Origin of the sequence: Stenotrophomonas sp. AG209 (assembly GCF_003550055.1) — a bacterium.
In the GTDB taxonomy this organism is placed as follows: Bacteria; Pseudomonadota; Gammaproteobacteria; order Xanthomonadales; family Xanthomonadaceae; genus Stenotrophomonas.
In genome coordinates, this window is the sequence record NZ_QXDB01000002.1 from 420,159 (window position 1) to 443,901 (window position 23,743).

The window sequence follows — 23,743 nt, forward strand, 5'->3', positions numbered from 1 at the left end:
GTAACTTCGCTCCACCACGGCGGCAGGCTCTCCTGCCGCCGTTTTTGTTTCCGGCGATACTCACCCCATGGTTACCCGTACCCCCATCGACAGCGACGCCCTGGCCGAGCTGCTGCAGCACGATCCACAGGCCGCGTTCGCACGCGTGCGCGACGCCGCGCAGGCTGGACAGGTCGATGCACAACTGCTGCTCGCGCAGATGCACATGGAAGGCAAAGGCACCGCGCAGGACGCCTTGGCCGCGCTGCTCTGGTACGAAACCGCCGCCAACAACGGCGCGCCGATGGCGATGAACATGCTCGGCCGCTGCCATGAGCTGGGCCACGGCACCGCGGCCAACCCGACGCTGGCGGCCGTGTGGTACCGGCGCGCCGCCGACACCGGGCTGGACTGGGGCCTGTACAACCTGGCCAACCTGCTGGCCACCGGCCGCGGCATTCCGCAGGACCGCGCGCAGGCACTGGCCCTGTACACCCGTGCCGCGCACCTGGGCCACGCCAAATCGATGAACCTGCTGGCCCGCCACCTCGAAGACGGGCTGGATATCGCACCCGATCCGCAGGCGGCGCTCGCCTGGTACCAGCGCGCGGCCGAAGCCGGTGATTTCCGCGGCCAGGCCAACTACGCCTCGATCCTGCTGCAGGCCGGCCAGATCGAACAGGCCGTGCACTGGCTGCGGCTCGCACTGGCCCACGGCAGCCCAGCGTTCATGGCGCACATCGTGCCGGAACTGGCCGCGTCGCCGCATCCGCAGGTGCGCGCCCTGGTCGCACCGCCGTCCCTCTGAGGAGTTCCGCATGCTGCTGCACATCCCCGACATTCTCAGCGCCGACCAGGTGGCCGATTTCCGGCGCCGCCTCGACGCCGCCGACTGGACCGATGGCCGCGAAACCGTGGGGCATCTGGGCGCACAGGCCAAGCACAACCAGCAGCTGCCCGAGGCCTCGCCGCTGCGCCGCGAACTGGGCGAGACCATCCTTGTCGCGCTGGCCCGGCATCCGCTGTTCTTCAGCGCAGCGCTGCCGCTGAAGTACCTGCCGCCGCGCTTCAACCGCTACAGCGGGGGCGGCACCTATGGCTTCCACGTCGATGGTGCGGTGATGAACCTGGCCAACGGTGAGCAGCTGCGCTCGGACATCTCCTGCACTCTGTTCCTGTCCGCGCCCGAGGAGTACGAGGGCGGCGAGCTGATCATCAGCGATACCTACGGCGAGCACGAGGTAAAGCTGCCGGCCGGCGACCTGATCGTGTATCCGTCCAGCAGCCTGCACCAGGTGCGGCCGGTCACCCGCGGCGCGCGCGTGGCCTCGTTCTTCTGGGTGCAGAGCATGATCCGCGACGACGTGCAGCGGCGCCTGCTGTGGGAAATGGATGGCTCGATCGAGCGCCTGCGGCAGACCGGCGGCGACGCCGAGGCGGTGCTGCAGCTGACCGGCGTGTACCACAACCTGCTGCGGCGCTGGAGCGAAGTCTGAGCCCCGTCGGGGCGGCCTGCGACATTTTGGCAATCATTCTCATTTGCAACGGCTAACAGCTCTCATTACAATCACGCCCCGTTGATGCCGGCCGCTGCCGGCAGACCCTTGGGGACCCCCGCTTGTTGCGCCCGCTTCGCCCTCGTCCACTCATCCATCGCAAGATGGGCACCGCCATGCGCGGCCAGCGTCCCGCGCTGGCCAGCCTGCTGGCGTGGGTGGCGATGCTGGCCTTGCTGCTGGGCACCCTGCCACTGCTGCCACAGGCCCACGCCGGAATGGCCGTGCAGATGCCGGTGGAAGATCGCGGGGGCGAAGCGCCGCTGCAGGAAGAGGCGCCAGCCAAGCTGCGCCGCTGCGCGTCCGCTCCGGTGAAGTCGGCCGAGAAGGCACATCCGCCACTGCTGCTGGCCAGCCAATGGCTGCGCACTGAACTCGAACTCGTACCCGCCACGCCGGCCATGCCCGGCGTGCGCCCGGACTGGCCGCTGGCCGCTCCGGACACGCCCTGGGCCGATGCGCCCGGGCGTCGCCAGCAACGCGGCCAAGCGCCGCCGCTCGCCTGATCCACGGTCCGACGTGACCGCCCGCGCGGTCGCGCCCGCACGCCGCTGCCTGCTTCATCCCTGCCGCCCCTGACCGGGCCTTCCGTGCCTGCCGCGCCCTTCGCGCACGGCGTCGCACCACCCTGCATCCTTCGAGGTAACTGCCATGGCCCAGCGCCATCGTGTCCGTTCGTCCCTGTCCCGCGCCCTGCTGACCAGCGCCGTGCTGGCAGCCATGACCGCCCCTGCCTTCGCCCACGGTGACGCCGCCGGCGCGCCACAGACGCTGGACAAGGTGGTGGTCACCGCCTCCGGCTTCGAACAGAAGGTGGTCGACGCCCCGGCCAGCATCAGCGTGGTCAGCCGCGAGGAACTGAGCAAGCGCCCGTATACCAGCCTGGTCGACGCGCTGCGCGACGTCGAAGGCATCGATGTCGGCCTGGAAGCGACCGACAAGAACGGCCGCGCCACCGTCTCGATGCGCGGCCTGCCGTCCGAGTACACCCTGGTGTTGATCGACGGCCGCCGCCAGAGCAATGTCGGCCAGATCTATCCGAACAACTTCGGCGGCGGCCAGTTCGCCTACCTGCCGCCGCTGGATGCGATCGAGCGCATCGAAGTGGTGCGCGGGCCGATGTCCACGCTGTACGGCTCGGACGCGATGGGCGGCGTCATCAACATCATCACCCGCCGCAACCAGGACAGCTGGCACGGCTCGCTCAGCCAGGGCTTCACCGTGCAGCAGGACGACCAGTTCGGCGATGCACGCACCACCGACCTCTACCTCAGCGGCCCGTTGCTGAAGGATCGCCTCAGCATGGCGGTACGCGGCAGCTACTACGATGCCAAGGCTTCCAACCCGGAATGGGATGCGTTGCCCTTGCCCGACGGCACCCTGTGGGAGCGCAGCATCGGCTTCGGCGGTGGCGGCAAGTCGGTCGCCAACACCAACTGGAACACCGGGGTGCGCCTGGACTTCCGCATCAGCGACGACCACGAACTGTGGCTGGACTATGACGTGTCGCGGCAGAAGTTCGACAACAGCGAAGGCCAGACCGGCACCCTCGACAGCCTGGCCAGCCTGTGGCGCGTCGGCAATGCCGTCATTCCCAACCCGAACGGCAGCGGCACCGTCACCCGTCGCGTGGTGCAGCCGCACGTGGGTTACACCGCCTACCAGCGCTACGAGCGCGACCAGCTGTCGCTGACCCATCAGGGCCGCTACAGCTTCGGCACCTGGCAGACCTCGCTGACCCACAGCAAGAGCAGCAACCTCGGCCGCTCGCTGCCGCTGACCCTGGACGAGCGCGCCAACCTGCAGACGCTGTGGAATGACGTCTGCCGCCGCACCGGTGCCGCCAACAACTGCGCGGCCGGCCGTGGCAATGCGCTTGCAGCCCTCAACCCGAGCGAGATGGCGCGCCTGCAGGCATTCCTGCCGCGTCCGCTGCGCACCATGGAGCTGGAAGGCTACGTGCTCGACACCATGCTCGACCTGGACTTCGGCGCGCACAAGCTGACCGTGGGTGGCCAGTACAACGACACTGACATGGTCGACGGTGTGTTCGGCATGGACGGCGCCGGCTACCGCAGCAACGTCAAGCAGAAGCACCGCATGTGGGCGCTGTTCGCCGAGGACAACTGGGCGCTGACCGACACCCTCACCGCCACCTTCGGCCTGCGCTACGACGACCACAACGTGTTCGGCAGCCATGTCAGCCCGCGCGGCTACCTGGTGTGGAACGCCAGCGACGCATGGACCTTCAAGGGTGGCGTCAGCACCGGCTACAAGACCCCGCGTCCGGACCAGCTGTTCCCGGGCATCACCGGCTTCGGTGGCCAGGGCGTGCTGCCGCTGGTGGGCTCGCCCAACCTGAAGCCGGAAACCAGCACCAACTACGAGCTGGCCGCCTACTACGAGGGTCAGCGCTGGGGCTTCAACGTCACCGGTTTCTTCAACAAGTTCGAGGACAAGATCGCCAGCGGCGGCACCTTCCCGAACTGCGAAGTGGCCCGCGCCGGCAGCGGCTACTGCGTGGACATCGGCCCGGGCTGGGCGGCACTGGGCTACAGCACCTTCACCCAGAGCGTGAACATCGACAAGGCCGAGACCCGTGGCGCCGAACTGGCCGCGCATGTCGACCTGCTCGACAGCCTGCAGCTGCGCGGCAACTACACCTGGACCAAGAGCGAGCAGACCAGCGGCGCGCAGAAGGGCCTGCCGATCAGCGGCACGATGCCGGCCAGGCACATGGCCAACGCCAGCCTCAACTGGCAGGTCAACGAAGCGGTCAGCCTGTCGCTGATCGGCGAAGGCCGCTACGACCGCTACCGCGACACGCTGCTGGACGCCAACGGCGCCAGCCACACCCGCTATTACGAGGACTACACCATCTTCCATCTCGGCGGCAGCTGGAAGGCCACGCCATGGCTGACGGTGAACGCGCGGGTCAACAACCTGTTCGACAAGGACTTCGTCTCGCAGTCGTGCCTGCTGATCAGCCAGAGCGAGTTCAACTGCGTGGACGACTATGCGACCAAGGACCAGCGCCGCAGCTACTGGATTTCGCTCAACGCGAAGTTCTGACCTCTGCGCACCGGCATTGCCCTGCCCCGGTGGGTGCCGACCTTGGTCGGCACCGCTTCATCCACGCATGGCGTGGATCTACTGATCAGTGATGGTGCCGGCAGCTGACCGCCGCCGGCACTCCCCTCCAGGGATACAGAACGATACGCAATTGCGAGCTATTCTCATCAATGATGTAATGGGCAGTCCCCGTCCGCCCCGAACCGTGCCGTGAGCCGTCCTGCCTCCTCCACCGTGCAGCAGCAACAGAACCGTGGCTTCTGGCTGCGGACGCTGCACCAGTGGCACTGGATCAGCTCGGCGGTGTGCCTGATCGGCATGCTGCTGTTCGCGGTGACCGGTCTGACCCTCAACCATGCGGCGAAGATCGAAGCCAAACCCCAGGTGCAGAACCAGCAGCTGGAACTGCCGGCCGAACTTCTCGGCCAGCTCGGCACGCGCGAAGACGGCAACGCACCGATCCCGCGCCCGGCCCGGCAATGGCTGGACACGCAGCTGGGCATCGCCATCGGTGGACGCCCGGCCGAGTGGTCGGCCGAAGAGATCTACCTGTCGCTGCCGCGCCCCGGCGGCGACGCCTGGCTGAGCATCGATCGCGAGACCGGCGCGGTGGAATACGAATCGACCTCGCGCGGCGTCGTGTCCTACCTCAATGACCTGCACAAGGGCCGCAATGCCGGCCCGGCGTGGGGCTGGTTCCTGGACCTGTTCGCCGTGGCCTGCCTGGTGTTCTGCATCACCGGCCTGTTCCTGCTGCACCTGCATGCGCGGCAGCGGCGCATGACCTGGCCGCTGGTCGGCCTCGGCCTGATGATTCCGCTGCTGATCGCCCTGCTGCTGATCCACTGACGTCCCCCATGAATTCCATCCGTTTCCCCGGAGCCGCCCCATGCGCGTCACCCTGACCATCGCCCTCAGCGGCCTGCTGGCCACCTCGCCGGCCTATGCCACCACCCTCGACATCAACGTCGAAGTGCCCAAGCTCAACGTGGCCGAGTACCACCGCCCGTACGTGGCAGTGTGGCTGGAAGGCGCCGACCAGAAGGTCGCGGCCAACCTGTCGGTCTGGTATCAGCAGACCAGCAACAGCGAAGGCCACGGCACCAAGTGGCTGCCCGACCTGCGCCAGTGGTGGCGCAAGAGCGGCCGCACCCTGCAGGTACCGGTGGACGGCGTGACCGGCCCGACCCGCCCGGCCGGCAAGCACGCGCTGTCGTTCAACGACAAGCAGCCGGCACTGAAGCAGCTGGCCCCGGGCAACTACACCCTGGTGGTCGAAGCGGTGCGCGAAGTCGGTGGCCGTGAACTGCTGAAGATCCCCTTCACCTGGCCGGCCACCGCCGCGCAGAACGGCAAGGCGCAGGGCGCCACCGAACTCGGCCAGGTCACCCTCGCCGTCAAACCGTAACTGCCTGAGCCGGGGTCGGATCCCTTCCGCAGGAAGGGCTCTGACCCCATCGCCCTATCCTTCGGGGTCAGAGCCCTTTCCGTTGGAAAGGGATCCGACCCCTTCCAACTGGAGTCTTCCGCATGAAGCGCACGCTCGTCCTCGCCGCCGCCCTGGCCGCTGCCCTTCCCTTCTCCGCCCTGGCCCACAAGGCCTGGCTGCTGCCCTCGCAGACCGTGATCGCCGGCAACGCGCCGTGGATCACCGTCGACGGTGCGGTCTCCAACGACCTGTTTTACTTCAACCACGTGCCGCTGCGCCTGGAGTCGGTGGTGATCACCGCCCCGGATGGCAGCACCCTACAGCCGCAGAACGCCGCCACCGGCAAGTACCGCAGCGTGTTCGACGTTGAGCTGAAGCAGCCCGGCACCTACCGCATTGCCTCGGTCAATGACGGGCTGTTCGCCACCTACGAGCAGAACGGCGAGCGCAAGCGCTGGCGCGGCAGCGTGGCTACCTTCGGTGAACTGCCGAAGGACGCGAAGAAGCTGGAAGTGAGCCAGTCGGTCGGCCGCGTGGAGACCTTCGTCACCAACGGCGCGCCGAACGATACCGCGCTGAAGCCGACCAACCGTGGCATCGAACTGGTCGCCGTCGGCCACCCGAATGACCTGTTCGCCGGCGAGGAAGCCACCTTCCGCGTGCTGGTCGATGGCAAGCCGACCGCCGGCCTGGAGTTCGAGATCGTGCGTGGCGCCACCCGCTACCGCAACGCGCAGGACGAGCTGAAGCTGACCAGCGACGCCAAGGGCGAGATCAAGGTGACCTGGCCGGAAGCCGGCATGTACTGGCTGGAAACCGGCACCGAGGACAACAAGACGTCGGTGAAGCAGGCCGCCAAGCGCCGCCTGAGCTACGTCGCCACGCTGGAAGTGCTGCCGCAGTAATGTGGACCGCGATGCCGGGCAATCCCCGGCATCGCCGCCGCAACGCATCACCATGACCGATTCCCTGCTCGACATCGCCCGCCTCGGTGGCACCACCATGGGCACCACCTGGAGTGTGTCGCTGGTCGCGTCGCGCCAGCGCGACCTACACCCGCTGCACGCTGGCATCCAGGCGCGGCTGGATGAGGTGGTCGCGCAGATGAGCACCTGGGAGCGCGGTTCGGATCTGAGCCGCTACAACCGCGCCGACGCCGGCCAATGGTGCGTGCTGCCCGCCGAAACGCGCCACGTCCTGGCCTGCGCACAGTCCATCGCTGCCGCCAGTGACGGCGCCTTCGATCCCACCGTCGGCCCGCTTGTGGCGCTATGGGGGTTCGGTGCACACGCAGGCGATCGCCACCTGCCCGATGCCAACACCCTGCAGGCCACCCGCGACCGATGCGGTTGGCAGCGCCTGCAGTGGCAGGACGATGCGCTGCTGCAACCGGGCGGGTTGGAACTGGATCTCTCTGCGATCGCCAAGGGCTTCGGCGTCGATCATGTCGCCGCTTGGCTGCGCGCGCAGGGCATCGCCGCGGCGCTGATCGAAGTTGGCGGCGAGCTGGCCGGCTACGGCCGCAAACCGGACGGCCAGCCGTGGCGCGTGCTGGTGGAATCCGCACCGGAAGAGGATGCGCACACCGATGCCCCGCCACGGGTGCTGGCGCTGGACGGCAAGGCGGTGGCCACTTCCGGCGATCGCTGGCACCAGTACCAGGCCGATGGCGAGGCCTACAGTCACAGCCTCGACCCGCGTACAGGCAGACCGGTGCGGCAGGTCGCCGCGGCAGTAACCGTGGTAGCCGACGACGCCATGCACGCCGATGCCTGGGCCACCGCACTGACCGTGCTGGGTCGCGAACAGGGCATGGCGCTGGCCGAACGCGAAGGACTGGCCGCACGCTACCTGCAACGCGCAGCGGATGGCCCCCGCGAATTCCTCAGCAGCGCCTTCCAGCGCCTGCTCGACGGGCAGGACGCATGAGCACTCGGCCATCGCGCGCACTGCTCGGCAACGCACTTGTACTGATCGTACTGGCGCTGATCGCCTGGGCGCTGCTGCGACTTCACCTCGGCGAAGCCTGGTGGCAGGGCGCACCGCCGGCACGGCAATCGCAGATCGCCATCATCACCACCGCGCTGTACGCGCTGGCCTGCGCAGCACTGTGGTGGCGCAGTCGTCCGCGCGACGATGCCACAACCGGTGACACGCCCCCGATCCTGCTGGTCTGGTCCAGCCAGACCGGCTTTGCCCGCGAACTGGCCGAACGCAGTGCCGAGGCCCTGCGCGGTGCCGGCGTGCCGGTGCGTGTGCGCGGACTGCATGAGGTCGATGCCGCGTTGCTGGCCGACAGCCAGCGCGCGCTGTTCATTGCCAGCACCACCGGCGAAGGCGATCCGCCCGACCACGCCCTGCCGTTCCTGCGCGGGGTGATGGCCACGCCGCCTCCGCTGCAGCATCTGCAGTACGGCGTGCTCGCGCTGGGCGACCGCAGCTATGGCCACTTCTGCGGATTCGGCCACCAGCTGGACCAGTGGTTGCGCCAGCACGGTGCACATCCGCTGTTCGATGCGATCGAGGTCGACAATGCCGATCCGGCGGCGCTGCGACATTGGCAGCAGTTGCTGGGACAACTTGGCGGCGGCGCCACTGAACTGCCCGACTGGAGCCCGGCCGAGTATCAGCCGTGGACGCTGCTGCAACGCGAGCATCTGAATCCGGGCAGCCCCGGCGGCCCGGTGTACTGGTTGCGCCTGCAGCCACCGCCTGGCGTCGATGTGCAATGGCAGGCCGGCGACATCGCCGAGATCGGCCCGCAGCACCCACGCCACAGCGCGCGCGCCTGGCTCGATGCACAGGGCTTCGATGCAGACACCGTGCTGGATGACGGGCAGGCGCTGCTGGCCCGTATCGAGCGCTCGCATCTGCCCTCGCTGGTCCCTCCGGGTGATCTGCCCGCGTTGTTGGCAACCCTGCAACCGCTGCCCCATCGCGAGTATTCCATCGCATCGGTGATGGCCGACGGCGCGGTGGAATTGCTGCTGCGTCGCCAGCTGCGCACCGATGGCACACCCGGCATCGGCAGCGGTTGGCTGTGCGACCACGCCGCACTCGGCGAACCGGTGCAGCTGCGACTTCGCCGCAACGACAATTTCCATGGCGCGCCCGCCGATGTACCGCTGCTGCTGATCGGCAACGGCACCGGCATCGCCGGCCTGCGCGCGCACCTGCACGAACGTGCCCAGCGTGGCGCGCGTCGTACCTGGCTGCTGTTCGGCGAGCGCACCGCCGCGCACGACTTCCATTTCGGCGAAGAATTGCAGGCGATGCTGGCCAACGGCGCGCTGACGCGGCTGGATGCAGTGTTCAGCCGCGACGGCGGTACGCATCGCTATGTGCAGGACAGGCTGCTGGCCGAAGCGGCAACGCTGCGGCAGTGGGTCGATGAAGGCGCGGCGATCCTGGTCTGCGGCAGCCTGCAGGGCATGGCCCCGGCCGTGGATGCAGTGATCGAGCAGGTGCTGGGTACCGCAGGCAAGGAAGCGCTGCTGCTGGCCGGACGTTACCGGCGCGATGTGTATTGAACGAACCATCGGGGTCGGATCCCTTTCCGCAGGAAAGGGCTCTGACCCCAACCACAGCCGCACCATGACGGCGTGTCCAGGCATGATGGCAACCGCACAGCAGTAGATCCACGCCATGCGTGGATGGCGCCCCATGACGCCGGGCGTGGCCCGGCGCTACCCGGCGCTCGTTACCCGTATCGCCAGCAATTCGCCACCGCCCTGCAACGCATGACGCTGCCTCTCGCCCGCCGCCAACCACGCGGTGTCTCCCGCCTGCAGCGCCGGCAGGCCGCTGTCGGCACCGAACTCCGCCTGTCCGGCCAGCAGGTGCAGCGCCCACGCAACGCCCGGTTCGCAGAAGAAGAACATCGTGCCCACCAGCGGCCGGTGCAGCAGTTCGGCTTGCAGCAGGTCGCGCTTCCACATCAGGTTGAAGTCGTGGGTGGTGCCATCGACCAGTTCGCCGTGCAGCGCTTCCTCACCGGCAAAGCGCACCCGACCGTGCGGCGGCAGCACCTCGGCCACTCGGCCATCCTCGAAACGCAGGCGCACGCCATTGCCCTGCAGCAGCACCAGTTCGCGCTCCACGCCGGGGAAGGCGGAAAACGCAGCGTCCTGCTCGATCTCGGCCACCGACAGGCGCAGCGCCCAGTCATCACCCTGTGCAGGCAGGCGCAGGATCTCGCGGGTCCAGCCAAGTCCATTCCGCCAGCGTTCGCGGCGATAGTCCAGGCGGGAGATCACCTGGCTCGGAGTGTGCAGCAGGGAGTTGATGTTCATCGGCGCATTGCATCACGCCGCGCGCCGTCGTGCATCACCGCGTGGCGAGCGTGCCCTGGCTACCGCACTCGCCGCCCAGCAACTGCGAGTGCTTCAGCCAATCCTGATCGGGGTAGTAGGCAAACACCATCGTGCCGCCACGCAACGCATCGATCAGCGGCTTGGCCACCGACAGCCGCACCGCCGGGCAACCCAGGCTGCGGCCCAGCCGCCCCTGCAGCTGCGCGGTAGCCGGGTTCACGTACGGCGCACCGTGGATGACGATCGCGCGTTCGCGCGCGCGGTCGTTGAAGCCCGGCTCCAGGCCGGCCAGGCGCAGCGAATAGCCGTTGCCGCCCATGTAGGTCTCCTGCGCAGTGAACGCGCCGAGGCTGGACATGAAACTGCCATCGCGGTTGGAGAAGTGCTCGGTGCGGTTCTCGCCGCTGTTGCGGCCATGCGCCACCCATTCCTCGAACAGCAGACGCTGGTGGGCCAGGTCGAACACCCACAGGCGCGGCTCGGTGGACGGCCGCGAATAGTCGATCACGCTCAGGCGATCACCATTGATGCCCAGCTCCGGCCGCTGCAGCGCACAGCGCATGGCATGCGCCGCCAGCTGCAACACGTGGCGATCGGCCTTGGGCGCACTGCGCGACAACAAGGCAGCCAGATCATCGGCACTGGTGGCGAGGGCGGGCGTCTGTGCCAGCGCCGGGGCGCTGGCGGAGGTCGCCAGCAGGCCGAACGCGGCCAGCCGGCACAGGCGGGATGCAGTCATGGGCACAACGAGGGGACTCAGTTGCCCTTGAGGGTGGACCCTGGCGGCTCGGATTCCAAGACAGGCTGCATTCCGGATTCAGCCGGGCTTGGGCGGACCGCCGGCAGCGAGGTGACCAGCAGGGTCGTGCCCGGCACCAGCACCTGGTACAGCTGGCGGGCGAAATCGGCCGGCAGTGCCATCGGCAACGAGGGCGTGGCCAGCAGGTCCGGGGTGGCCTGGGCACGGTCCTGGCCCAGCAGCGGATAGGCCGTCCACTGGTGCAGGCGCTGGTTCACGTCCAACGGGCTGGGCGTATCGCTGTAGCCCTGCCCCATCACGAACAGCGTGGTGCCCTGGAATGCCGGCAGGGCGTCGGCCTTCAGCGGAGACTCGCCGATCATCACGCCATCGCGCAGCACATACAGGCGCTGGTCATGCAGGCTGACCAGGATGCCGACCTGCCCGGCCGGGGCTGCGCTGTCGTCCCACCAGGCCTGCGCCGGCGCCCCGCCCTCGGTCTCCGGCAGGGCCTGGCCACGTGCGTTGACCGGTGCCAGCACCGACGGATAGGCCAGGGTCATCGGCGAGCTCTTGGCATCGGCCACCACCACCGTATCGCCGCGCTGGGTTTCGCTGAACAGCTTCTGCGCGAACGCCTGCGGCAGGCGCACGCAGCCATGCGAGGCCGGGTGCCCGGGCAGGCTGCCGCCATGCAGGGCGATGCCGTCCCAGGTCAGCCGCTGCATGTAGGGCATCGGCGCGCTGTTGTAGAGATTGGACTTGTGGTCCTTGTCCTTCTGCAGGATGGTGAACACACCGGTCGGTGTCTCGTGCCCGGCCTTGCCCGAGCTGATCGTGGTCAGGCCGATGGCAATGCCGTTGCGGTAGACGTAGGCGCGCTGTTCATCGAGGCTGACCACCAGCACGATCGGTCCGGTCGGCGAGATTTCCGGATGCCACAGGTACTCGCCCGGCTTCAGGTCGGTCGGCCCGCGTACCTCCGCGGTGTTGCCAGCAGCGGCCGTCGGCTTGGCAGCCGCAGCCGGTGCAGCGGCGTGGGCCAGCAGCGGCAGGGCCAGCGCCAGGGCGAGCATCAGGGTCGTGGGGCGATGCGGAAGCATCCAGCGGTGTCCTTTCCATGCAGAGCGGCCACCGTACACCATCGGCCCGTAGTGGCCGCGGCAAAACCAGGCGCCGGAAATGAAACTGCCCGGCGACACAGCCATGTGTCGTACCGGGCAATCGTTACGTCCTTGTCGGCCTGCTGCCGCCCCCTCGCATCCTGCGCTGTGGGGGTAGCGTTGCATCCTGCACGCGGCCGCGTCTGTCCTGTTTGTATCTCAGCCCCTTCCACAGGTCTGTGATGCCACCATCCTGGTGATTGGTGCCGCGTCCTGCGGCGGTCGGTGGTCACGGCCTTCCTGTCCGTGTCCGGTGAACCAGCCTCCTGCCGGTTCCGACGATTCCTGCTGTCAGCGCCTGGGTACGGTCCGCACCGGTACCGATCCGGGTACCGGATCCGCCGGCAACAACCTGTTGCCTACGGTGATCCGCTGTCGATTCCGTTCGACGATCGCTTTCCCTATCCCCTTCACCTGCGTCAGGTCCTCGACGCGATGAAACGGGCCGTGTCTGCGCCGGTGCTCGACGATCGCCTCGGCCTTGGCGGCTCCGACCATCGTCAATCCCTGCTGCAGCGCCTGGGCATCGGCGCGGTTGATGTCGATCGGTTCGGCGGCATGCGCCCCAGCGATCCCCACTACCAGCACCAGTGCCCTCAACACGACAAACCAAGGCACGACGTGTATCTCCCTGTGATTCTGGCCGTCCCGACCGGCAATCCCGTCGGTAGGAACAGTGTCCGTCACCACATGTGCACAGCCTATCGGTTTCCCGGATTTCCGTAAGCCAGCCAAATACCCGACGTGATGTAGGAAAAACCCTACCCTCAGCACAGGCGTAGAATGCGCGGATCAGCCCATGCAACCGGAGTTTCAGATGGACAGCGCCAAGCTCGGCCAATTCGTCAATGACAAGTGGGACAGCGAAATCGTCCCGCAGTTGGTCGACTACATCCGCATTCCCAACAAGTCGCCGATGTTCGACGCCAATTGGGTGCAGAACGGCTACATGGAACAGGCGGTCACCCTGATGGAGAACTGGGCCAAGGCTCAGCAGCTGCCCGGCCTGAAGGTTGAAGTGGTGCGCCTGGAAGGCCGTACCCCGCTGATCTTCCTGGAAATTCCGGCCACCGGCGCCGAAACCGGCGACGACACCATCCTGCTCTATGGCCACCTCGACAAGCAGCCGGAAATGACCGGCTGGGACGACGATCTCGGCCCGTGGACCCCGGTTCTGCGCGGCGACAAGCTGTATGGCCGCGGCGGTGCGGACGACGGCTACGCCATCTTCGGCTCGCTGGCCGCGGTGCTGGCACTGCAGGCCCAGGGCCTGCCGCACGCCCGCTGCGTGGTGCTGATCGAAGCCTGTGAAGAGTCCGGCAGCTATGACCTGCCGGCCTACGTCGACCACCTGGCCGACCGCATCGGCAAGCCGTCGCTGGTGGTCTGCCTGGATTCGGGCTGCGCCAACTACGACCAGCTGTGGTGCACCACCTCGCTGCGCGGCCTGACCGGCGGCAACTTCACCGTGAAGGTGCTCAACGAAGGCGTGCACTCCGGCGATGCCTCCGGCGTGGTGCCGTCCAGCTTCCGCCTGCTGCGCCAGCTGCTGTCGCGCATCGAGGACCAGGACACCGGCCGCATCCTGATCGACGGCATGAACGTGGAGATCCCGGCCGAGCGCCAGGCGCAGGCCAAGCGTGCCGCCGAAGTGGTCGATACCGAGATCTTCGAGAAGTTCCCGATGGTCGACGGCCTGCGTCCGATGAACGAGGACCTGACCGAGCTGGTGCTCAACCGCACCTGGCGCCCGGCGCTGTCGGTTACCGGCGTGGGTGGCATGCCGGCGCTGGAATCGGCCGGCAACGTGCTGCGCCCGCAGACCTCGGTGAAGCTGTCGCTGCGCCTGCCGCCGACCGCCGATGGCAAGACCTGTGGCGAGCTGCTGAAGGAAGCGCTGCTGCGCGATCCGCCGAACGGCGCCCACGTCACCCTGGACCTGGAAAAGGCCTCCACCGGCTGGAACGCCCCGGCAATGGCGCCGTGGCTGACCCAGGCCATCGACGACGCCAGCCAGGCCTTCTTCGGCAAGCCGGCGATGTACATGGGCGAAGGTGGCTCGATCCCGTTCATGGGCATGCTGGGTGAGAAGTTTCCGGGCGCCCAGTTCATGATCACCGGCGTGCTCGGCCCGCATTCCAACGCGCACGGCCCGAACGAGTTCCTGCACATCCCGATGGGCAAGAAGGTCACCGCCTGCGTGTCCAAGGTGATCAGCGAGCACTACGCCGCCAGCCTGCGCGGCGAGACCAGCGGTTCGCCGGTGGCTGCCGACAGCGGCACCCGCCACGGCGACCACGGCTGCTGCTGATCCGGCACCCGTGACGGACGCAGCCTGGCCTTGCTAGGCTGCGTCCACACTCAAGCGGAATCCGCGCGCATGAATGGTCTGTTCGGCAGCAGCAGCTGGCTGTACATCCTGCTGGTTGGCTTCTTCGTCGGCCTGCTCGGGCGGTTCTTCATGCCCGGCAACAACCGCATGGGCTGCCTGCTGACCATCGTGCTGGGCATTCTCGGTGCCCTGCTGGCCGGCTGGTTCGGCCAGTACATGGGCTGGTACGCCCCTGGCGAACCGGCTGGTTTCCTCGGTGCAGTGGTGGGCGCGGTGGCCGTTCTTGCCGTCCTGCGCCTGTTCAGCGGCCGCCGCTGACGCCGCTCCCCCTTCCCTTCCTGTTGCCGACGTTGGCGCGCCCGGCGCGCCCGGATATGCCTGCATGACCGAACCCGCCTCTGATCCCCAGCGCAGCGCGCAGCGCCTGCAGTGGGCCCGTACCCAGCTCGACGATGCCGACGCGGTGGTCGAACGCGCCTCGGTCGATGCCGGCATGCGCAGCTACTGGCGCACCACCAGCACGCGTGGCAGCCACATCGTGATGGACGCTCCTCCGAGACTGGAAGATCCGCGGCCGTGGCTGCGCATGCGCCGCCTGCTGCACGATCACGGCCTGCGCGTGCCCACGCTGCTCGCCCAGGACCTGGAGGCCGGCTTCCTGCTGCTGGAAGATCTCGGCGGCCCGACCCTGGCGAAGATCCTCGACGAGCGCAACGCCGATGACTGGTTCGGCCGTTCGATCGAACAGCTGCTGCGCCTGCAGGCGATCCCGGTGCCGGCCGACTTCGGCCAGTTCGGCGAAGCGCTGCTGCAGCGTGATGCCGGCCTGTTCGACGAATGGTTCCTGCAGCGCCACCTGAACCTGGAGCTGGACTGTGGCGAGATTGAAGGCCTGCAGCTGGTGCACCGCCGGCTGATGGACAATGCGCTGGGCCAGGCCCAGCTGATGACCCACCGCGACTACATGCCGCGCAACCTGATGCCGGTCGACGACGGCCCCGCGGTGCTGGACTTCCAGGACCTGGTGCGTGGCCCGATCGCCTACGACGCGGTGAGCCTGTTCAAGGACGCCTTCCTGAGCTGGCCGCTGCAGCGCGTGGACGAGTGGCTGGCGCAGTACCACGAGCGCGCACGCAGCGCCGGCCTGCCGGTGCCCGACCGTGCCACCTTCCTGCGCGATGCCGACTGGATGGGCATCCAGCGCCACGTGAAGATTCTCGGCCTGTTCTGCCGCCTGCGCTACCGCGACAACAAGGGCCACTACCTGGACGACGCACCGCGCTTCATCACCTACCTGGATGAAGTGCTGCCGCGCTATCGCGAACTGGCGCCGCTGCAGCAGCTGCTGGACGAGCGCATCAAGCCGGCGCTGGCCGAACTGTCCGCACCGATGCGCGTGGCCCGATGAAGGCACTCGTCTTTGCCGCCGGGCTGGGTGAGCGCATGCGCCCGCTGACCCTGCACACGCCCAAGCCGCTGCTGGAAGTGGCCGGCAAGCCACTGATCGTCTGGCACCTGGAACGCCTCGCGGCGCTCGGCGTGCGCGAGGTGGTGGTCAACACTGCGTGGCTGGCCGAACAGTTTCCGGCGATGCTGGGCGATGGCAGCCAATGGGGCCTGCATCTGCATTTCCTGTACGAAGGGCAGACCCCGCTGGAAACCGGCGGCGGCATCCTCAACGCGTTGCCAGTGCTGGGCGACGCCCCGTTCCTGGTGGTGAACGGCGACATCTGGACCGATTTCGATTTCGCCACGCTGCCGCGCGAGCCGCAGGGCCAGGCACACCTGGTGCTGGTCGACAATCCGGTGCAACACCCCGACGGTGACTATCGACTCGATGCGCAGGGCCTGCTGCATCACGACCGTGCAGGGCCGTGCCTGACCTATGCCGGCATCGGCGTGTACCGTCCTTCGATCGTGGCCGACTGGCGCACGGTGATCGGTGATGCACCGGGCAGCGAGCGGCTGCCACCGAAGTTCTCGGTGGTGCCGCTGCAGAAGCACTTCATGGCGCAGGGGTTGATGAGCGGGCAGCACCATCGTGGGCGCTGGACCGATGTCGGGACGGTGGATCGCCTGCGCGCGCTGGATGCGGAGTTGGCAGCGAACGGCTGAGCCCCTCGTGGCTGGTCGTTTTCAGAGCAGATGCCGTGCTTGGCCGGGCGGGGTGGGTTCGCGGGGGACGCCGTGAACCCGTCCCTGGGGGCTTGGCCGCGGCATCCATGCCGCGGACACCCCCGCGAGCCCACCCCGCCCGGCCTCTGACAGTTTCCGTGGGCGTCCAGCCACGGAAGAAAGAAAGAAAAGCAAAAGCGGGTCGCTTCGCTGCGCTTGCTCTGGTGACGACCAACGGTCGTCACCTACCACAAGCAAGACACATGTCGACCAAGGTCGACACCTACCAACAGCAGTGCAGTGCGCAGTCCCGGCAGATCGCAGCCAACTGTCGAAGGCGGGGTGGCTCAGGTTGCGGGGGCGTGAGCGCCATGGATGGCGCGACCGAGGCTACATGGACGTACTTGCGCCGTCCCCCGCAACCTGAGCCACCCCGCCATCCCACGGATAGCCCGCTTTTGACGTTGACGTTGCTTCGGCTTCGGCTTCGGCGGGTGCAGGGCGCAGCCCTGCAAAGCAAACCCCACCCTCAGTAACGCGGCCGGCCTTCTTCCAGCACCTGGCGCAGGAACGGCACGGTGATCCGCCGCTTCGCCGCCAGTGATTCGCGGTCCAGCCAGTCCAGCAGGGTGATCAATCCACCCAGTTCGCGACCGGTGTGCGACAGCAGCCACTCGATGGCCGCCTCGTCGATGGCGAGGCCGCGTCGCAGTGCACGCTCACGCAGCACCGCGGCCCGCCCTTCCTCATCCAGCGGCTGCAGCAGCACGCGCACGCACTGGCCCAGCCGCGAGCGCAGGTCCGGCAGCACCAGGCCCAGCTCGCCCGGTGCCTTCTGCGCGGTGTACAGCACGGTCACGCCCGCAGCGCGCGCACGGTTGTGGAAATCGAACAGCGCGATCTCGTCCTCGCGGTTGCCGGCAACCTCGTCCAGGCCGTCCAGCGCCACCAGTTCGCGCACTTCCAGCCCATCGAGCGCCGCGCGGACACGGCCGGCGGCGCTGGCCAGCGGCACGTAGGTCGGCAGGCGTCCGGCCTGCTCGGCGCTGGAGCACATCGCCAGCGCCTGGTGGGTCTTGCCGGTTCCCGCCGCACCTTCCAGGTAGACCCAGTCGTGGCTGGCGCCGACCGCGATCGCGCGCAGCTGCGCCAGCGCGCCATCCGGCGCGCCGATGAAGGTCTCCAGGCGCTGGTCCCGCGGGTAATGCAGGGCCAGCGGCAGTTGCGGCACACCCATCACTTCAGGTCGGGGCCCTTGTCGTCCGGAACGATGATATGGGGGGCGTCGACCACGCCATCAAGCACGATCGCCGGCTTCTCGCCCACGTACAGCTCGCTCTGGCGGTAGCGCTGGTGGGCATAGCGCAGCAGCACGTTGGTCACCGCCGCCACCGGCAGCGCCAGCAGCATGCCGAGGAAGCCGAACAGCTGGCCGCCGGCCATCACCGCGAAGATCACCGCCACCGGGTGCAGGCCAATCTTGTCGCCGACGATGCGCGGGGTCAGCACGTAGCTTTCCAGCAGCTGGCCCACGGTGAACACCACGCCGACCAGCAGCAGCAGCTTCAGGTCAAAGCCCTGCGCCTGCACCAGTGCGGCCACGATGGCCATCAGGATGCCGGTGGTCGCGCCCAGGTACGGGATGAAGCTGATCAGGCCGGCAATCAGGCCGATCAGCAGGCCCAGCTTGAGGCCGACCAGCGACAGGCCGCCGGCATAGATCACGCCCAGCGCCAGCATCACCAGGAACTGGCCGCGGATGAACGCCCCCAGCACTTCGTTGGACTCGCGTGCCAGCGCACTGATGGTGCCGATCTGGTTGCGCGGGATCACCGAGGCCACCCGCTCGACCAGCTTGTCCCAGTCACGCAGGAAGTAGAACGCCAGGATCGGCAGCAGCAGGATGTTGACCACCCAGGTCACCATCGCAAAGCCCGAACGCGAGACGTAGCCCATGAACGTGGTGGCGAAGCCGCCGGCCTGCTGCCAATGGCTGCGCACCCATTCGATCAGGCGGTCCGGATCCAGCCACTGCATCACTTCCAGGCCGGTCTTGTGCTCGAACCAGGGAATGCCGGTCTGCATAAGCCATGCCTGCGCCTGCGGCGCGACCGCGATCAGCGTGGTGATCTGGCGCTCGATCATCGGCACCAGCACCAGCAGCAGTGCCACGAGCACCAGCACCATCGCGGCGAACACCAGCACCACGCCGGTCATGCGCGAACGGCCGGTGGCCTCGATGCGGTCCACCAGCGGGTCACCCAGCCAGGCCAGCGCCAGTGCCAGCACGAACGGGGTCAGGATCGGCGCCAGCAGCCACACCACCCAGCCGATCAGGCCGGCGAACAGGATGTACTTCAGCCGGCGCAGGAACTGCGCGATTTCAGCTTCCGGGGTCAGGGTCATCGCAGGCGATACTCGTTGCTGACCGGCGCGGCCACCGGGGCACCGGTGCTGTCATCGATCGGGGTCGGCAGGGCCGGCAGCGGCGCGCTTGGCACCAGCACGCCGCTGTCGCCGAGCATGCGGTTGAAGCCGGCCAGGCCGGTGGTCATCTCCACGCTCAACTCCAGCTGGCCGGCCGAGGCGTGCAGCGGAGTGACATTGCGCACCACCGGCACCTCGCGCAGGCCGGCGGCCAGGCGCAGGTAGTCATCGGCGCTGTTGATGCCGGTCACCACCAGGCGGTAGGTGCCGGCCTGGCCGGTGGCCACGCCGGCCTTGGCATAGCGCTTGACCAGCGCATCGGCGGCGCCATCGGCACCGGCGGCCATCGCGCGCATGGCGTTGGCGTCCTTGCTGGTCCACTTGTTCAGTTCGCGGCCGTTGTCGACGAACACCCAGTCCGCCTGCCAGCCACCATTGGCGCGGTACAGCTTGCCGATCAGCTGCATCGGCGGCGAGTAGCGCGAGGAAGCACGGGCCACGGCGGCACTGTCCTGGCGCCAGATGGCACCGGCCAGGGCCTGTTCGGCAGCACCGCCGCTGGGCAGGCCCAGCTTGTAACCCCGCTCGATGGCGCGGTTCAGCAGCGGGCGGGCGGCATTGGCCTGCTGCACGCTGACCAGGCGCGGGCCACTGCCGTCGTCGACGGCCAGCCACAGCACCGGCTTCGGTCGCGGCTGCGGCCACAACGGCAGGCCCAGCGCCGAGACCAGCGAATCGACGTCATCCTCGCGGAAGCGGGCCACCAGCAGGGTCCGGAAGCTCGGTGCGCCACTGGCGCCCACGCTCTGGTCCTGCTTGTAGTCGTAGCTGGCCACGTAGTCCTTGGCATTGCGCAGCGCCTGCACCACGCCGGGGCGTGACATCACGTTGCGGTCGCCGGACAGCTTGCCCAGCACCACGCTCAGGGCACGGGCCAAGGCGCCGTTGCGATCGGCTTCGGCCTGGCTGTTGACGGGCACTTCGGCCTCGTAGGCACCGGAGGCGGTGGCGACATCTCCCTCGGTGCGCAGGCCGCTCTGGGCCATCGTGGCCACCGGCAGGCTCAGTGCAAGGAGCAGGGTCAGAATCAGGCTGCGGCGCATCAGGACATCCATTGGCTCGACGAATCCGGGGGAATTGTTGCCCGAATACGGCCTTTGCGCCAATGCGGCCTGTTAAAATCGCTCGTTCAACCCCTGCCAGCGCCGACGCCCGTGACCAACACCCCGTCTTCCGCCCCCTCCCCCCTCACCTACCGTGACGCGGGTGTCGACATCGACGCCGGCAACGAGCTGGTCGAGCGGATCAAGCCCCTGGTCAAGCGCAGCTTCCGCCCGGAAGTGATGGGCGGCCTGGGCGGCTTCGGCGCCCTGTTCGACCTGTCCAACAAGTACCGCGAGCCGGTGCTGGTGTCGGGTACCGACGGCGTAGGCACCAAGCTGAAGCTGGCCCACCAGCTGAACCGCCACGATACGATCGGCATCGACCTGGTCGCGATGTGCGTGAACGACGTGCTGGTGCAGGGTGCCGAGCCGCTGTTCTTCCTGGACTACTTCGCCACCGGCAAGCTGGACATCGACACCGCCGCGGCGGTCGTGGGCGGCATCGCCAATGGCTGCACCGAGGCCGGTTGCGCGCTGATCGGCGGCGAAACCGCTGAAATGCCCGACATGTATGCCCCGGGCGAGTACGACCTGGCCGGCTTCACGGTCGCTGCGGTCGAGAAGAGCGAGCTGAAGGACGGCGCCAGCGTGGCCGCCGGCGACGTGCTGATCGGCATCGCCTCATCCGGCCCGCATTCCAATGGCTACTCGCTGGTGCGCCGCATCTACGACCGTGCCGGCCGCCCGGCCGACCTGGAGCTGGAAGGCGGCGTGAAGCTGGTCGACGCGCTGATGGCGCCGACCCGCCTGTACGTGAAGCCGATCCTGTCGCTGCTGAAGTCGCACGGCGAGGCCATCCACGGCATGGCCCACATCACCGGTGGCGGCCTGACCGAGAACATCATCCGCGTGGTGCCCGACGGCCTCGGCCTGGACATCCAGGCCTCGGCCTGGACCCTGCCGCCGGTGTTCCAGTGGCTGCAGAAGGAAGGCGCCGTGGCCGACAGCGAGATGTGGCGCACCTTCAACTGCGGCATCGGCTTCGTGCTGATCGTGGCGGCCGACCAGGTCGCCGCCGTGTCCGAGGCGGTCAAGGCACAGGGCCTGGAACACTGGACCATCGGCCAGGTGGTCACTGCTGAAGGCGCCGAACGCGTCCACATCGGCTGAACCCGGCCCCGAGGAGCCCGCATGGACGCAACGCCCCCCCTGCCCCCCGCCCCCGTGCCGCCGCCAACTGCGGCGGTACCGGCGTTCAGCAGCCAGGATGCTGACCATCTGCGCATGCTGTCGATTGCGCACTACGTGGTCGGTGGCCTGATCGCGCTGTTCTCGCTGATCTTCATCGTCCACATCGTGCTGGGCATCACCGCCCTCACCGGCAATCTGCCGATGAACTCCGGCGACCAGCCCTCGTCGCCGGCCGAACAGCGCCTGTTCGGCTGGATGTTCACCCTCATCGGCTGCGTCATCGTGTTCGGTGGCGTGACCCTGGGCGCGTTCGTCGCCTATGCCGGCCGCTGCCTGGCCCGCCGCCGCCGTTACCTGCTGTGCCTGATCATGGCCGGCCTGGCCTGCCTGTTCACGCCGATCGGTACCGTGCTGGGCGTGTTCAGCCTGATCACGCTGCTGCGCCCGCAGGTCAAGGCCGCGTTCGACACCGCTGGCACGGCGGCATGACGAGCCCGGGCGCGCCTCCGCCGCTGCCGCAGCAGACCCTGGCGCACCTGCAGCTGGCCAGCCACCTGCAGACGCTGAAGGTGCTGTTCTACGCGCTGGCGGTTTTCCACTGGGTGGCCGCGCTGGCCTTCCTCGGTTTCATCGGTCTGGTCGCCAGCTCGCGCGGGCTGGACGATGGCGCGGTGCTGGCCACGGTGTATGGCGTCATTTCACTGCTGGCTGCCGCGCTTGGCTTCGTGCAGCTGCACACCGCGCGCCTGCTGTCACGTCGCACCGGGCTGGCCTGGTGCCAGCGCGCGGCCTGGCTGGCGGTGCTGGCCGGACCGCTGGGCATGGCCCTGACCGCCTATGCCTGGGTGTTCCTTTCCAAGCCTGACATGGCCGCACTGTTCGACCGCGGCGACCATCTCAGCGTCTGAGCTTGCCGGCAGACGCCCCGCCCTTCCCTGATCGACTCCCCATGTCCGCGCCTGCCTTCCCGACGACCGCCTCGCCCACCGCCTTCCGTTTCTCGGGCCCCAAGAAGCTGGCCTTCGCCGCCGTACTGACGGTGTTCGCGATCAGCTGGGTCCACCCGCTGTGGCCCACCGAGCAGGCGCTGCACAGCACCCTGACCGTGATCGGGCTGGCCGCCCTGCTGTGGGTCGACCGCCGCGGTGGCTGGCTGGGCAACGGTGCCTTCATCGCGATCTGCGGCTTCATCGCCCTGCACTGCGTGGCCGCCCGCTGGCTGTACTCCAACGTTCCCTACGATGCGTGGACGCAGGCGCTGACCGGCTGGTCGCCGAATGCGGCGTTCGGTTGGCAGCGCAATCATTTCGACCGCCTCATCCACTTCCTGTTCGGCGCCTGCTTCACGCCGGCGCTGCTGCAGCTGGCACGCCACGCGTGGCCGGCGCTGTGCCGCGGGCAGGCCTTCACCCTGGCGGTGATGACGGTGATGTGCGCCAGCCTGGTCTACGAGTGGTTCGAGTGGGCCATCGCGCTCGCCCTGTCGCCGGATGCCGCCGAGGCCTACAACGGGCAGCAGGGCGACATGTGGGACGCGCATGCCGACATGTTGATGGCCACCGTGGGCAGCCTGCTGACCTGGCCGCTGATCCGCCGGAGTACCCGGCAATGACCGCGCCCACCCGCATTGCCGTGCTTGCCTCCGGCCGCGGCAGCAACCTGCAGGCCATCCTCGATGCCATCGCCGCGGGCCGCCTGCCCGCCGAGGTGGTCGGCGTGTTTTCCGACCGCCCGGCCGCCGCCGCGCTGCAGCGGGTCGGCGCCGACCTGCGCTGGGCACACGCACCGAAGGAATTCGTCGACCGCGCGGCCTACGAGCAGGCGCTGGGCGACGCACTGGCCGCGGTCGCACCGGACTGGATCATCTGCGCCGGTTACATGCGCATCCTCGGCGCAGACTTCGTGCAGCGCTTCGATGGCCGCCTGGTCAACATCCACCCGTCGCTGCTGCCGCTGCACAAAGGGCTGGACACGCATGCGCGGGCGCTGGACGCCGGCGATGCCGAGCACGGTGCCAGCGTGCACCTGGTCGTGCCCGAGCTGGACGCCGGCGCCGTGCTGGCCCAGGTGCGGGTGCCGGTGCTGCCCGGCGATGACGCGGACAGCCTGGCTGCACGCGTACTGGCGGTGGAGCACCCCCTGCTGATCGCCACCCTGCAGCTGTTGTGCACCGGCCGCCTGGCTGAACGGGAGGGCCAGCCGCAACTGGACGGTCACCCCCTGTTTAGCCCGCTGGCCCTAGATTCCGCCGGGAACCTGAACCGGTAACTCCCATGCACACGCCCCGCTGACTGCGGGGCTGGCATCCTGCCCCCTCCTGCGGT

The 23,743-nt window shown here is 68.3% G+C and carries 25 protein-coding genes; 18 read left to right on the forward strand and 7 right to left on the reverse strand.

The window, feature by feature from the left end:
• Positions 1–67 precede the first annotated feature (67 nt).
• The 9 genes from DFO63_RS13510 to DFO63_RS13550 all read left to right on the forward strand — a co-directional run bounded on the left by DFO63_RS13510 (position 68) and on the right by DFO63_RS13550 (position 9,566).
• Positions 68–787: a tetratricopeptide repeat protein gene (locus tag DFO63_RS13510; protein WP_101765066.1), complete on the forward strand. Its 720-nt coding sequence runs from the start codon at positions 68–70 to the stop codon at positions 785–787.
• A gap of 10 nt (positions 788–797) precedes the next feature.
• A complete protein-coding gene (locus DFO63_RS13515; RefSeq protein ID WP_119007187.1) occupies positions 798–1,475 on the forward strand; it encodes a Fe2+-dependent dioxygenase in 678 nt (225 codons plus the stop codon).
• Positions 1,476–1,639: 164 nt separating this feature from the next.
• Complete coding sequence (locus tag DFO63_RS13520) at positions 1,640–2,041, forward strand: hypothetical protein (RefSeq protein WP_049442942.1); 402 nt, start codon at positions 1,640–1,642, stop codon at positions 2,039–2,041.
• A 145-nt stretch (positions 2,042–2,186) separates the two neighbouring features.
• On the forward strand, positions 2,187–4,607 hold the full coding sequence (locus tag DFO63_RS13525) for a TonB-dependent receptor (RefSeq protein WP_119007188.1): 2,421 nt from the start codon (positions 2,187–2,189) through the stop codon (positions 4,605–4,607).
• Positions 4,608–4,817: 210 nt separating this feature from the next.
• Positions 4,818–5,456: a PepSY-associated TM helix domain-containing protein gene (locus DFO63_RS13530; protein WP_101765062.1), complete on the forward strand. Its 639-nt coding sequence runs from the start codon at positions 4,818–4,820 to the stop codon at positions 5,454–5,456.
• A gap of 40 nt (positions 5,457–5,496) precedes the next feature.
• On the forward strand, positions 5,497–6,015 hold the full coding sequence (locus DFO63_RS13535; protein WP_004147429.1) for a DUF2271 domain-containing protein: 519 nt from the start codon (positions 5,497–5,499) through the stop codon (positions 6,013–6,015).
• A gap of 122 nt (positions 6,016–6,137) precedes the next feature.
• A complete protein-coding gene (locus DFO63_RS13540; protein ID WP_119007189.1) occupies positions 6,138–6,941 on the forward strand; it encodes a DUF4198 domain-containing protein in 804 nt (267 codons plus the stop codon).
• A 52-nt stretch (positions 6,942–6,993) separates the two neighbouring features.
• Positions 6,994–7,965 (forward strand): FAD:protein FMN transferase, encoded by a 972-nt coding sequence (locus tag DFO63_RS13545; protein ID WP_101766382.1) that lies wholly within the window; start codon positions 6,994–6,996, stop codon positions 7,963–7,965.
• Complete coding sequence (locus DFO63_RS13550) at positions 7,962–9,566, forward strand: sulfite reductase subunit alpha (RefSeq protein ID WP_101765061.1); 1,605 nt, start codon at positions 7,962–7,964, stop codon at positions 9,564–9,566. Before DFO63_RS13545 ends, DFO63_RS13550 begins: the two co-directional genes overlap by 4 nt.
• Before the next feature lie 156 nt (positions 9,567–9,722).
• Here the strand turns inward: DFO63_RS13550 and DFO63_RS13555 are convergent, their stop codons facing one another.
• The 4 genes from DFO63_RS13555 to DFO63_RS13570 form a co-directional block, all read right to left on the reverse strand.
• Complete coding sequence (locus DFO63_RS13555) at positions 9,723–10,328, reverse strand: HutD family protein (protein ID WP_049442947.1); 606 nt, start codon at positions 10,326–10,328, stop codon at positions 9,723–9,725.
• A 34-nt stretch (positions 10,329–10,362) separates the two neighbouring features.
• Positions 10,363–11,088 (reverse strand): murein L,D-transpeptidase catalytic domain family protein, encoded by a 726-nt coding sequence (locus DFO63_RS13560; protein WP_049442948.1) that lies wholly within the window; start codon positions 11,086–11,088, stop codon positions 10,363–10,365.
• A gap of 17 nt (positions 11,089–11,105) precedes the next feature.
• A complete protein-coding gene (locus DFO63_RS13565; RefSeq protein WP_049442949.1) occupies positions 11,106–12,191 on the reverse strand; it encodes a L,D-transpeptidase in 1,086 nt (361 codons plus the stop codon).
• 351 nt (positions 12,192–12,542) lie between these two features.
• A complete protein-coding gene (locus DFO63_RS13570) occupies positions 12,543–12,869 on the reverse strand; it encodes a helix-hairpin-helix domain-containing protein (RefSeq protein WP_014036262.1) in 327 nt (108 codons plus the stop codon).
• Positions 12,870–13,068: 199 nt separating this feature from the next.
• Between DFO63_RS13570 and DFO63_RS13575 the strand changes: the two genes are divergently transcribed.
• The 4 genes from DFO63_RS13575 to murU all read left to right on the forward strand — a co-directional run bounded on the left by DFO63_RS13575 (position 13,069) and on the right by murU (position 16,698).
• Positions 13,069–14,562 (forward strand): M20 family metallopeptidase, encoded by a 1,494-nt coding sequence (locus DFO63_RS13575; RefSeq protein WP_101765060.1) that lies wholly within the window; start codon positions 13,069–13,071, stop codon positions 14,560–14,562.
• A gap of 69 nt (positions 14,563–14,631) precedes the next feature.
• Entirely contained in the window at positions 14,632–14,901 is a 270-nt protein-coding gene (locus DFO63_RS13580) for a GlsB/YeaQ/YmgE family stress response membrane protein (protein ID WP_005415577.1), read from the forward strand.
• Between the two features lie 64 nt (positions 14,902–14,965).
• Positions 14,966–15,991 carry a phosphotransferase gene (locus DFO63_RS13585; RefSeq protein WP_119007190.1) on the forward strand — a complete coding sequence of 342 codons (1,026 nt, stop codon included), beginning with the start codon at positions 14,966–14,968 and terminating at the stop codon, positions 15,989–15,991.
• Entirely contained in the window at positions 15,988–16,698 is a 711-nt protein-coding gene (murU, locus tag DFO63_RS13590; protein WP_119007191.1) for an N-acetylmuramate alpha-1-phosphate uridylyltransferase MurU, read from the forward strand. The genes DFO63_RS13585 and murU overlap by 4 nt, the downstream gene beginning before the upstream one ends.
• 529 nt (positions 16,699–17,227) lie before the next feature.
• Here murU and hda read toward each other — a convergent pair.
• From hda to DFO63_RS13610, 3 genes are read right to left on the reverse strand one after another with little or no spacing between them, the layout of a single operon-like run.
• A complete protein-coding gene (gene hda, locus DFO63_RS13600; RefSeq protein WP_014036258.1) occupies positions 17,228–17,935 on the reverse strand; it encodes a DnaA regulatory inactivator Hda in 708 nt (235 codons plus the stop codon).
• Positions 17,935–19,104, reverse strand: coding sequence for an AI-2E family transporter (locus tag DFO63_RS13605; RefSeq protein ID WP_049442953.1), 1,170 nt, complete (start codon positions 19,102–19,104; stop codon positions 17,935–17,937). The genes hda and DFO63_RS13605 overlap by 1 nt, the downstream gene beginning before the upstream one ends.
• Positions 19,101–20,240 carry a DUF2066 domain-containing protein gene (locus DFO63_RS13610; RefSeq protein WP_049442954.1) on the reverse strand — a complete coding sequence of 380 codons (1,140 nt, stop codon included), beginning with the start codon at positions 20,238–20,240 and terminating at the stop codon, positions 19,101–19,103. The genes DFO63_RS13605 and DFO63_RS13610 overlap by 4 nt, the downstream gene beginning before the upstream one ends.
• Positions 20,241–20,339: 99 nt before the next feature.
• Between DFO63_RS13610 and purM the strand changes: the two genes are divergently transcribed.
• The 5 genes from purM to purN are packed head-to-tail and all read left to right on the forward strand — an operon-like array spanning position 20,340 to position 23,687.
• The gene (gene purM, locus DFO63_RS13615) at positions 20,340–21,398 is read left to right on the forward strand and encodes a phosphoribosylformylglycinamidine cyclo-ligase (RefSeq protein WP_049442955.1); all 1,059 of its coding nucleotides are present in this window, start codon (positions 20,340–20,342) and stop codon (positions 21,396–21,398) included.
• Positions 21,399–21,419: 21 nt separating this feature from the next.
• Complete coding sequence (locus tag DFO63_RS13620; protein ID WP_049442956.1) at positions 21,420–21,908, forward strand: hypothetical protein; 489 nt, start codon at positions 21,420–21,422, stop codon at positions 21,906–21,908.
• Positions 21,905–22,327 (forward strand): hypothetical protein, encoded by a 423-nt coding sequence (locus tag DFO63_RS13625; protein WP_087921762.1) that lies wholly within the window; start codon positions 21,905–21,907, stop codon positions 22,325–22,327. Before DFO63_RS13620 ends, DFO63_RS13625 begins: the two co-directional genes overlap by 4 nt.
• Positions 22,328–22,368: 41 nt before the next feature.
• Entirely contained in the window at positions 22,369–23,031 is a 663-nt protein-coding gene (locus DFO63_RS13630) for a DUF2238 domain-containing protein (RefSeq protein WP_119007192.1), read from the forward strand.
• Positions 23,028–23,687 (forward strand): phosphoribosylglycinamide formyltransferase, encoded by a 660-nt coding sequence (purN, locus tag DFO63_RS13635; RefSeq protein ID WP_119007193.1) that lies wholly within the window; start codon positions 23,028–23,030, stop codon positions 23,685–23,687. The genes DFO63_RS13630 and purN overlap by 4 nt, the downstream gene beginning before the upstream one ends.
• Positions 23,688–23,743 lie beyond the last annotated feature (56 nt).

Excerpts from the sequence above, each read along its gene's own strand:
- DFO63_RS13510 (WP_101765066.1), top strand. The coding sequence starts at position 68 with ATGGTTACCCGTACCCCCATCGACAGCGACGCCCTGGCCGAGCTGCTG.
- DFO63_RS13515 (WP_119007187.1), top strand. The coding sequence starts at position 798 with ATGCTGCTGCACATCCCCGACATTCTCAGCGCCGACCAGGTGGCCGAT.
- DFO63_RS13520 (WP_049442942.1), top strand. The coding sequence starts at position 1,640 with ATGGGCACCGCCATGCGCGGCCAGCGTCCCGCGCTGGCCAGCCTGCTG.
- DFO63_RS13525 (WP_119007188.1), top strand. The coding sequence starts at position 2,187 with ATGGCCCAGCGCCATCGTGTCCGTTCGTCCCTGTCCCGCGCCCTGCTG.
- DFO63_RS13535 (WP_004147429.1), top strand. The coding sequence starts at position 5,497 with ATGCGCGTCACCCTGACCATCGCCCTCAGCGGCCTGCTGGCCACCTCG.
- DFO63_RS13540 (WP_119007189.1), top strand. The coding sequence starts at position 6,138 with ATGAAGCGCACGCTCGTCCTCGCCGCCGCCCTGGCCGCTGCCCTTCCC.
- DFO63_RS13545 (WP_101766382.1), top strand. The coding sequence starts at position 6,994 with ATGACCGATTCCCTGCTCGACATCGCCCGCCTCGGTGGCACCACCATG.
- DFO63_RS13550 (WP_101765061.1), top strand. The coding sequence starts at position 7,962 with ATGAGCACTCGGCCATCGCGCGCACTGCTCGGCAACGCACTTGTACTG.
- DFO63_RS13555 (WP_049442947.1), bottom strand. The coding sequence starts at position 10,328 with ATGAACATCAACTCCCTGCTGCACACTCCGAGCCAGGTGATCTCCCGC.
- DFO63_RS13560 (WP_049442948.1), bottom strand. The coding sequence starts at position 11,088 with ATGACTGCATCCCGCCTGTGCCGGCTGGCCGCGTTCGGCCTGCTGGCG.
- DFO63_RS13565 (WP_049442949.1), bottom strand. The coding sequence starts at position 12,191 with ATGCTTCCGCATCGCCCCACGACCCTGATGCTCGCCCTGGCGCTGGCC.
- DFO63_RS13575 (WP_101765060.1), top strand. The coding sequence starts at position 13,069 with ATGGACAGCGCCAAGCTCGGCCAATTCGTCAATGACAAGTGGGACAGC.
- DFO63_RS13580 (WP_005415577.1), top strand. The coding sequence starts at position 14,632 with ATGAATGGTCTGTTCGGCAGCAGCAGCTGGCTGTACATCCTGCTGGTT.
- DFO63_RS13585 (WP_119007190.1), top strand. The coding sequence starts at position 14,966 with ATGACCGAACCCGCCTCTGATCCCCAGCGCAGCGCGCAGCGCCTGCAG.
- murU (WP_119007191.1), top strand. The coding sequence starts at position 15,988 with ATGAAGGCACTCGTCTTTGCCGCCGGGCTGGGTGAGCGCATGCGCCCG.
- hda (WP_014036258.1), bottom strand. The coding sequence starts at position 17,935 with ATGGGTGTGCCGCAACTGCCGCTGGCCCTGCATTACCCGCGGGACCAG.
- DFO63_RS13605 (WP_049442953.1), bottom strand. The coding sequence starts at position 19,104 with ATGACCCTGACCCCGGAAGCTGAAATCGCGCAGTTCCTGCGCCGGCTG.
- DFO63_RS13610 (WP_049442954.1), bottom strand. The coding sequence starts at position 20,240 with ATGGATGTCCTGATGCGCCGCAGCCTGATTCTGACCCTGCTCCTTGCA.
- DFO63_RS13620 (WP_049442956.1), top strand. The coding sequence starts at position 21,420 with ATGGACGCAACGCCCCCCCTGCCCCCCGCCCCCGTGCCGCCGCCAACT.
- DFO63_RS13625 (WP_087921762.1), top strand. The coding sequence starts at position 21,905 with ATGACGAGCCCGGGCGCGCCTCCGCCGCTGCCGCAGCAGACCCTGGCG.
- DFO63_RS13630 (WP_119007192.1), top strand. The coding sequence starts at position 22,369 with ATGTCCGCGCCTGCCTTCCCGACGACCGCCTCGCCCACCGCCTTCCGT.
- purN (WP_119007193.1), top strand. The coding sequence starts at position 23,028 with ATGACCGCGCCCACCCGCATTGCCGTGCTTGCCTCCGGCCGCGGCAGC.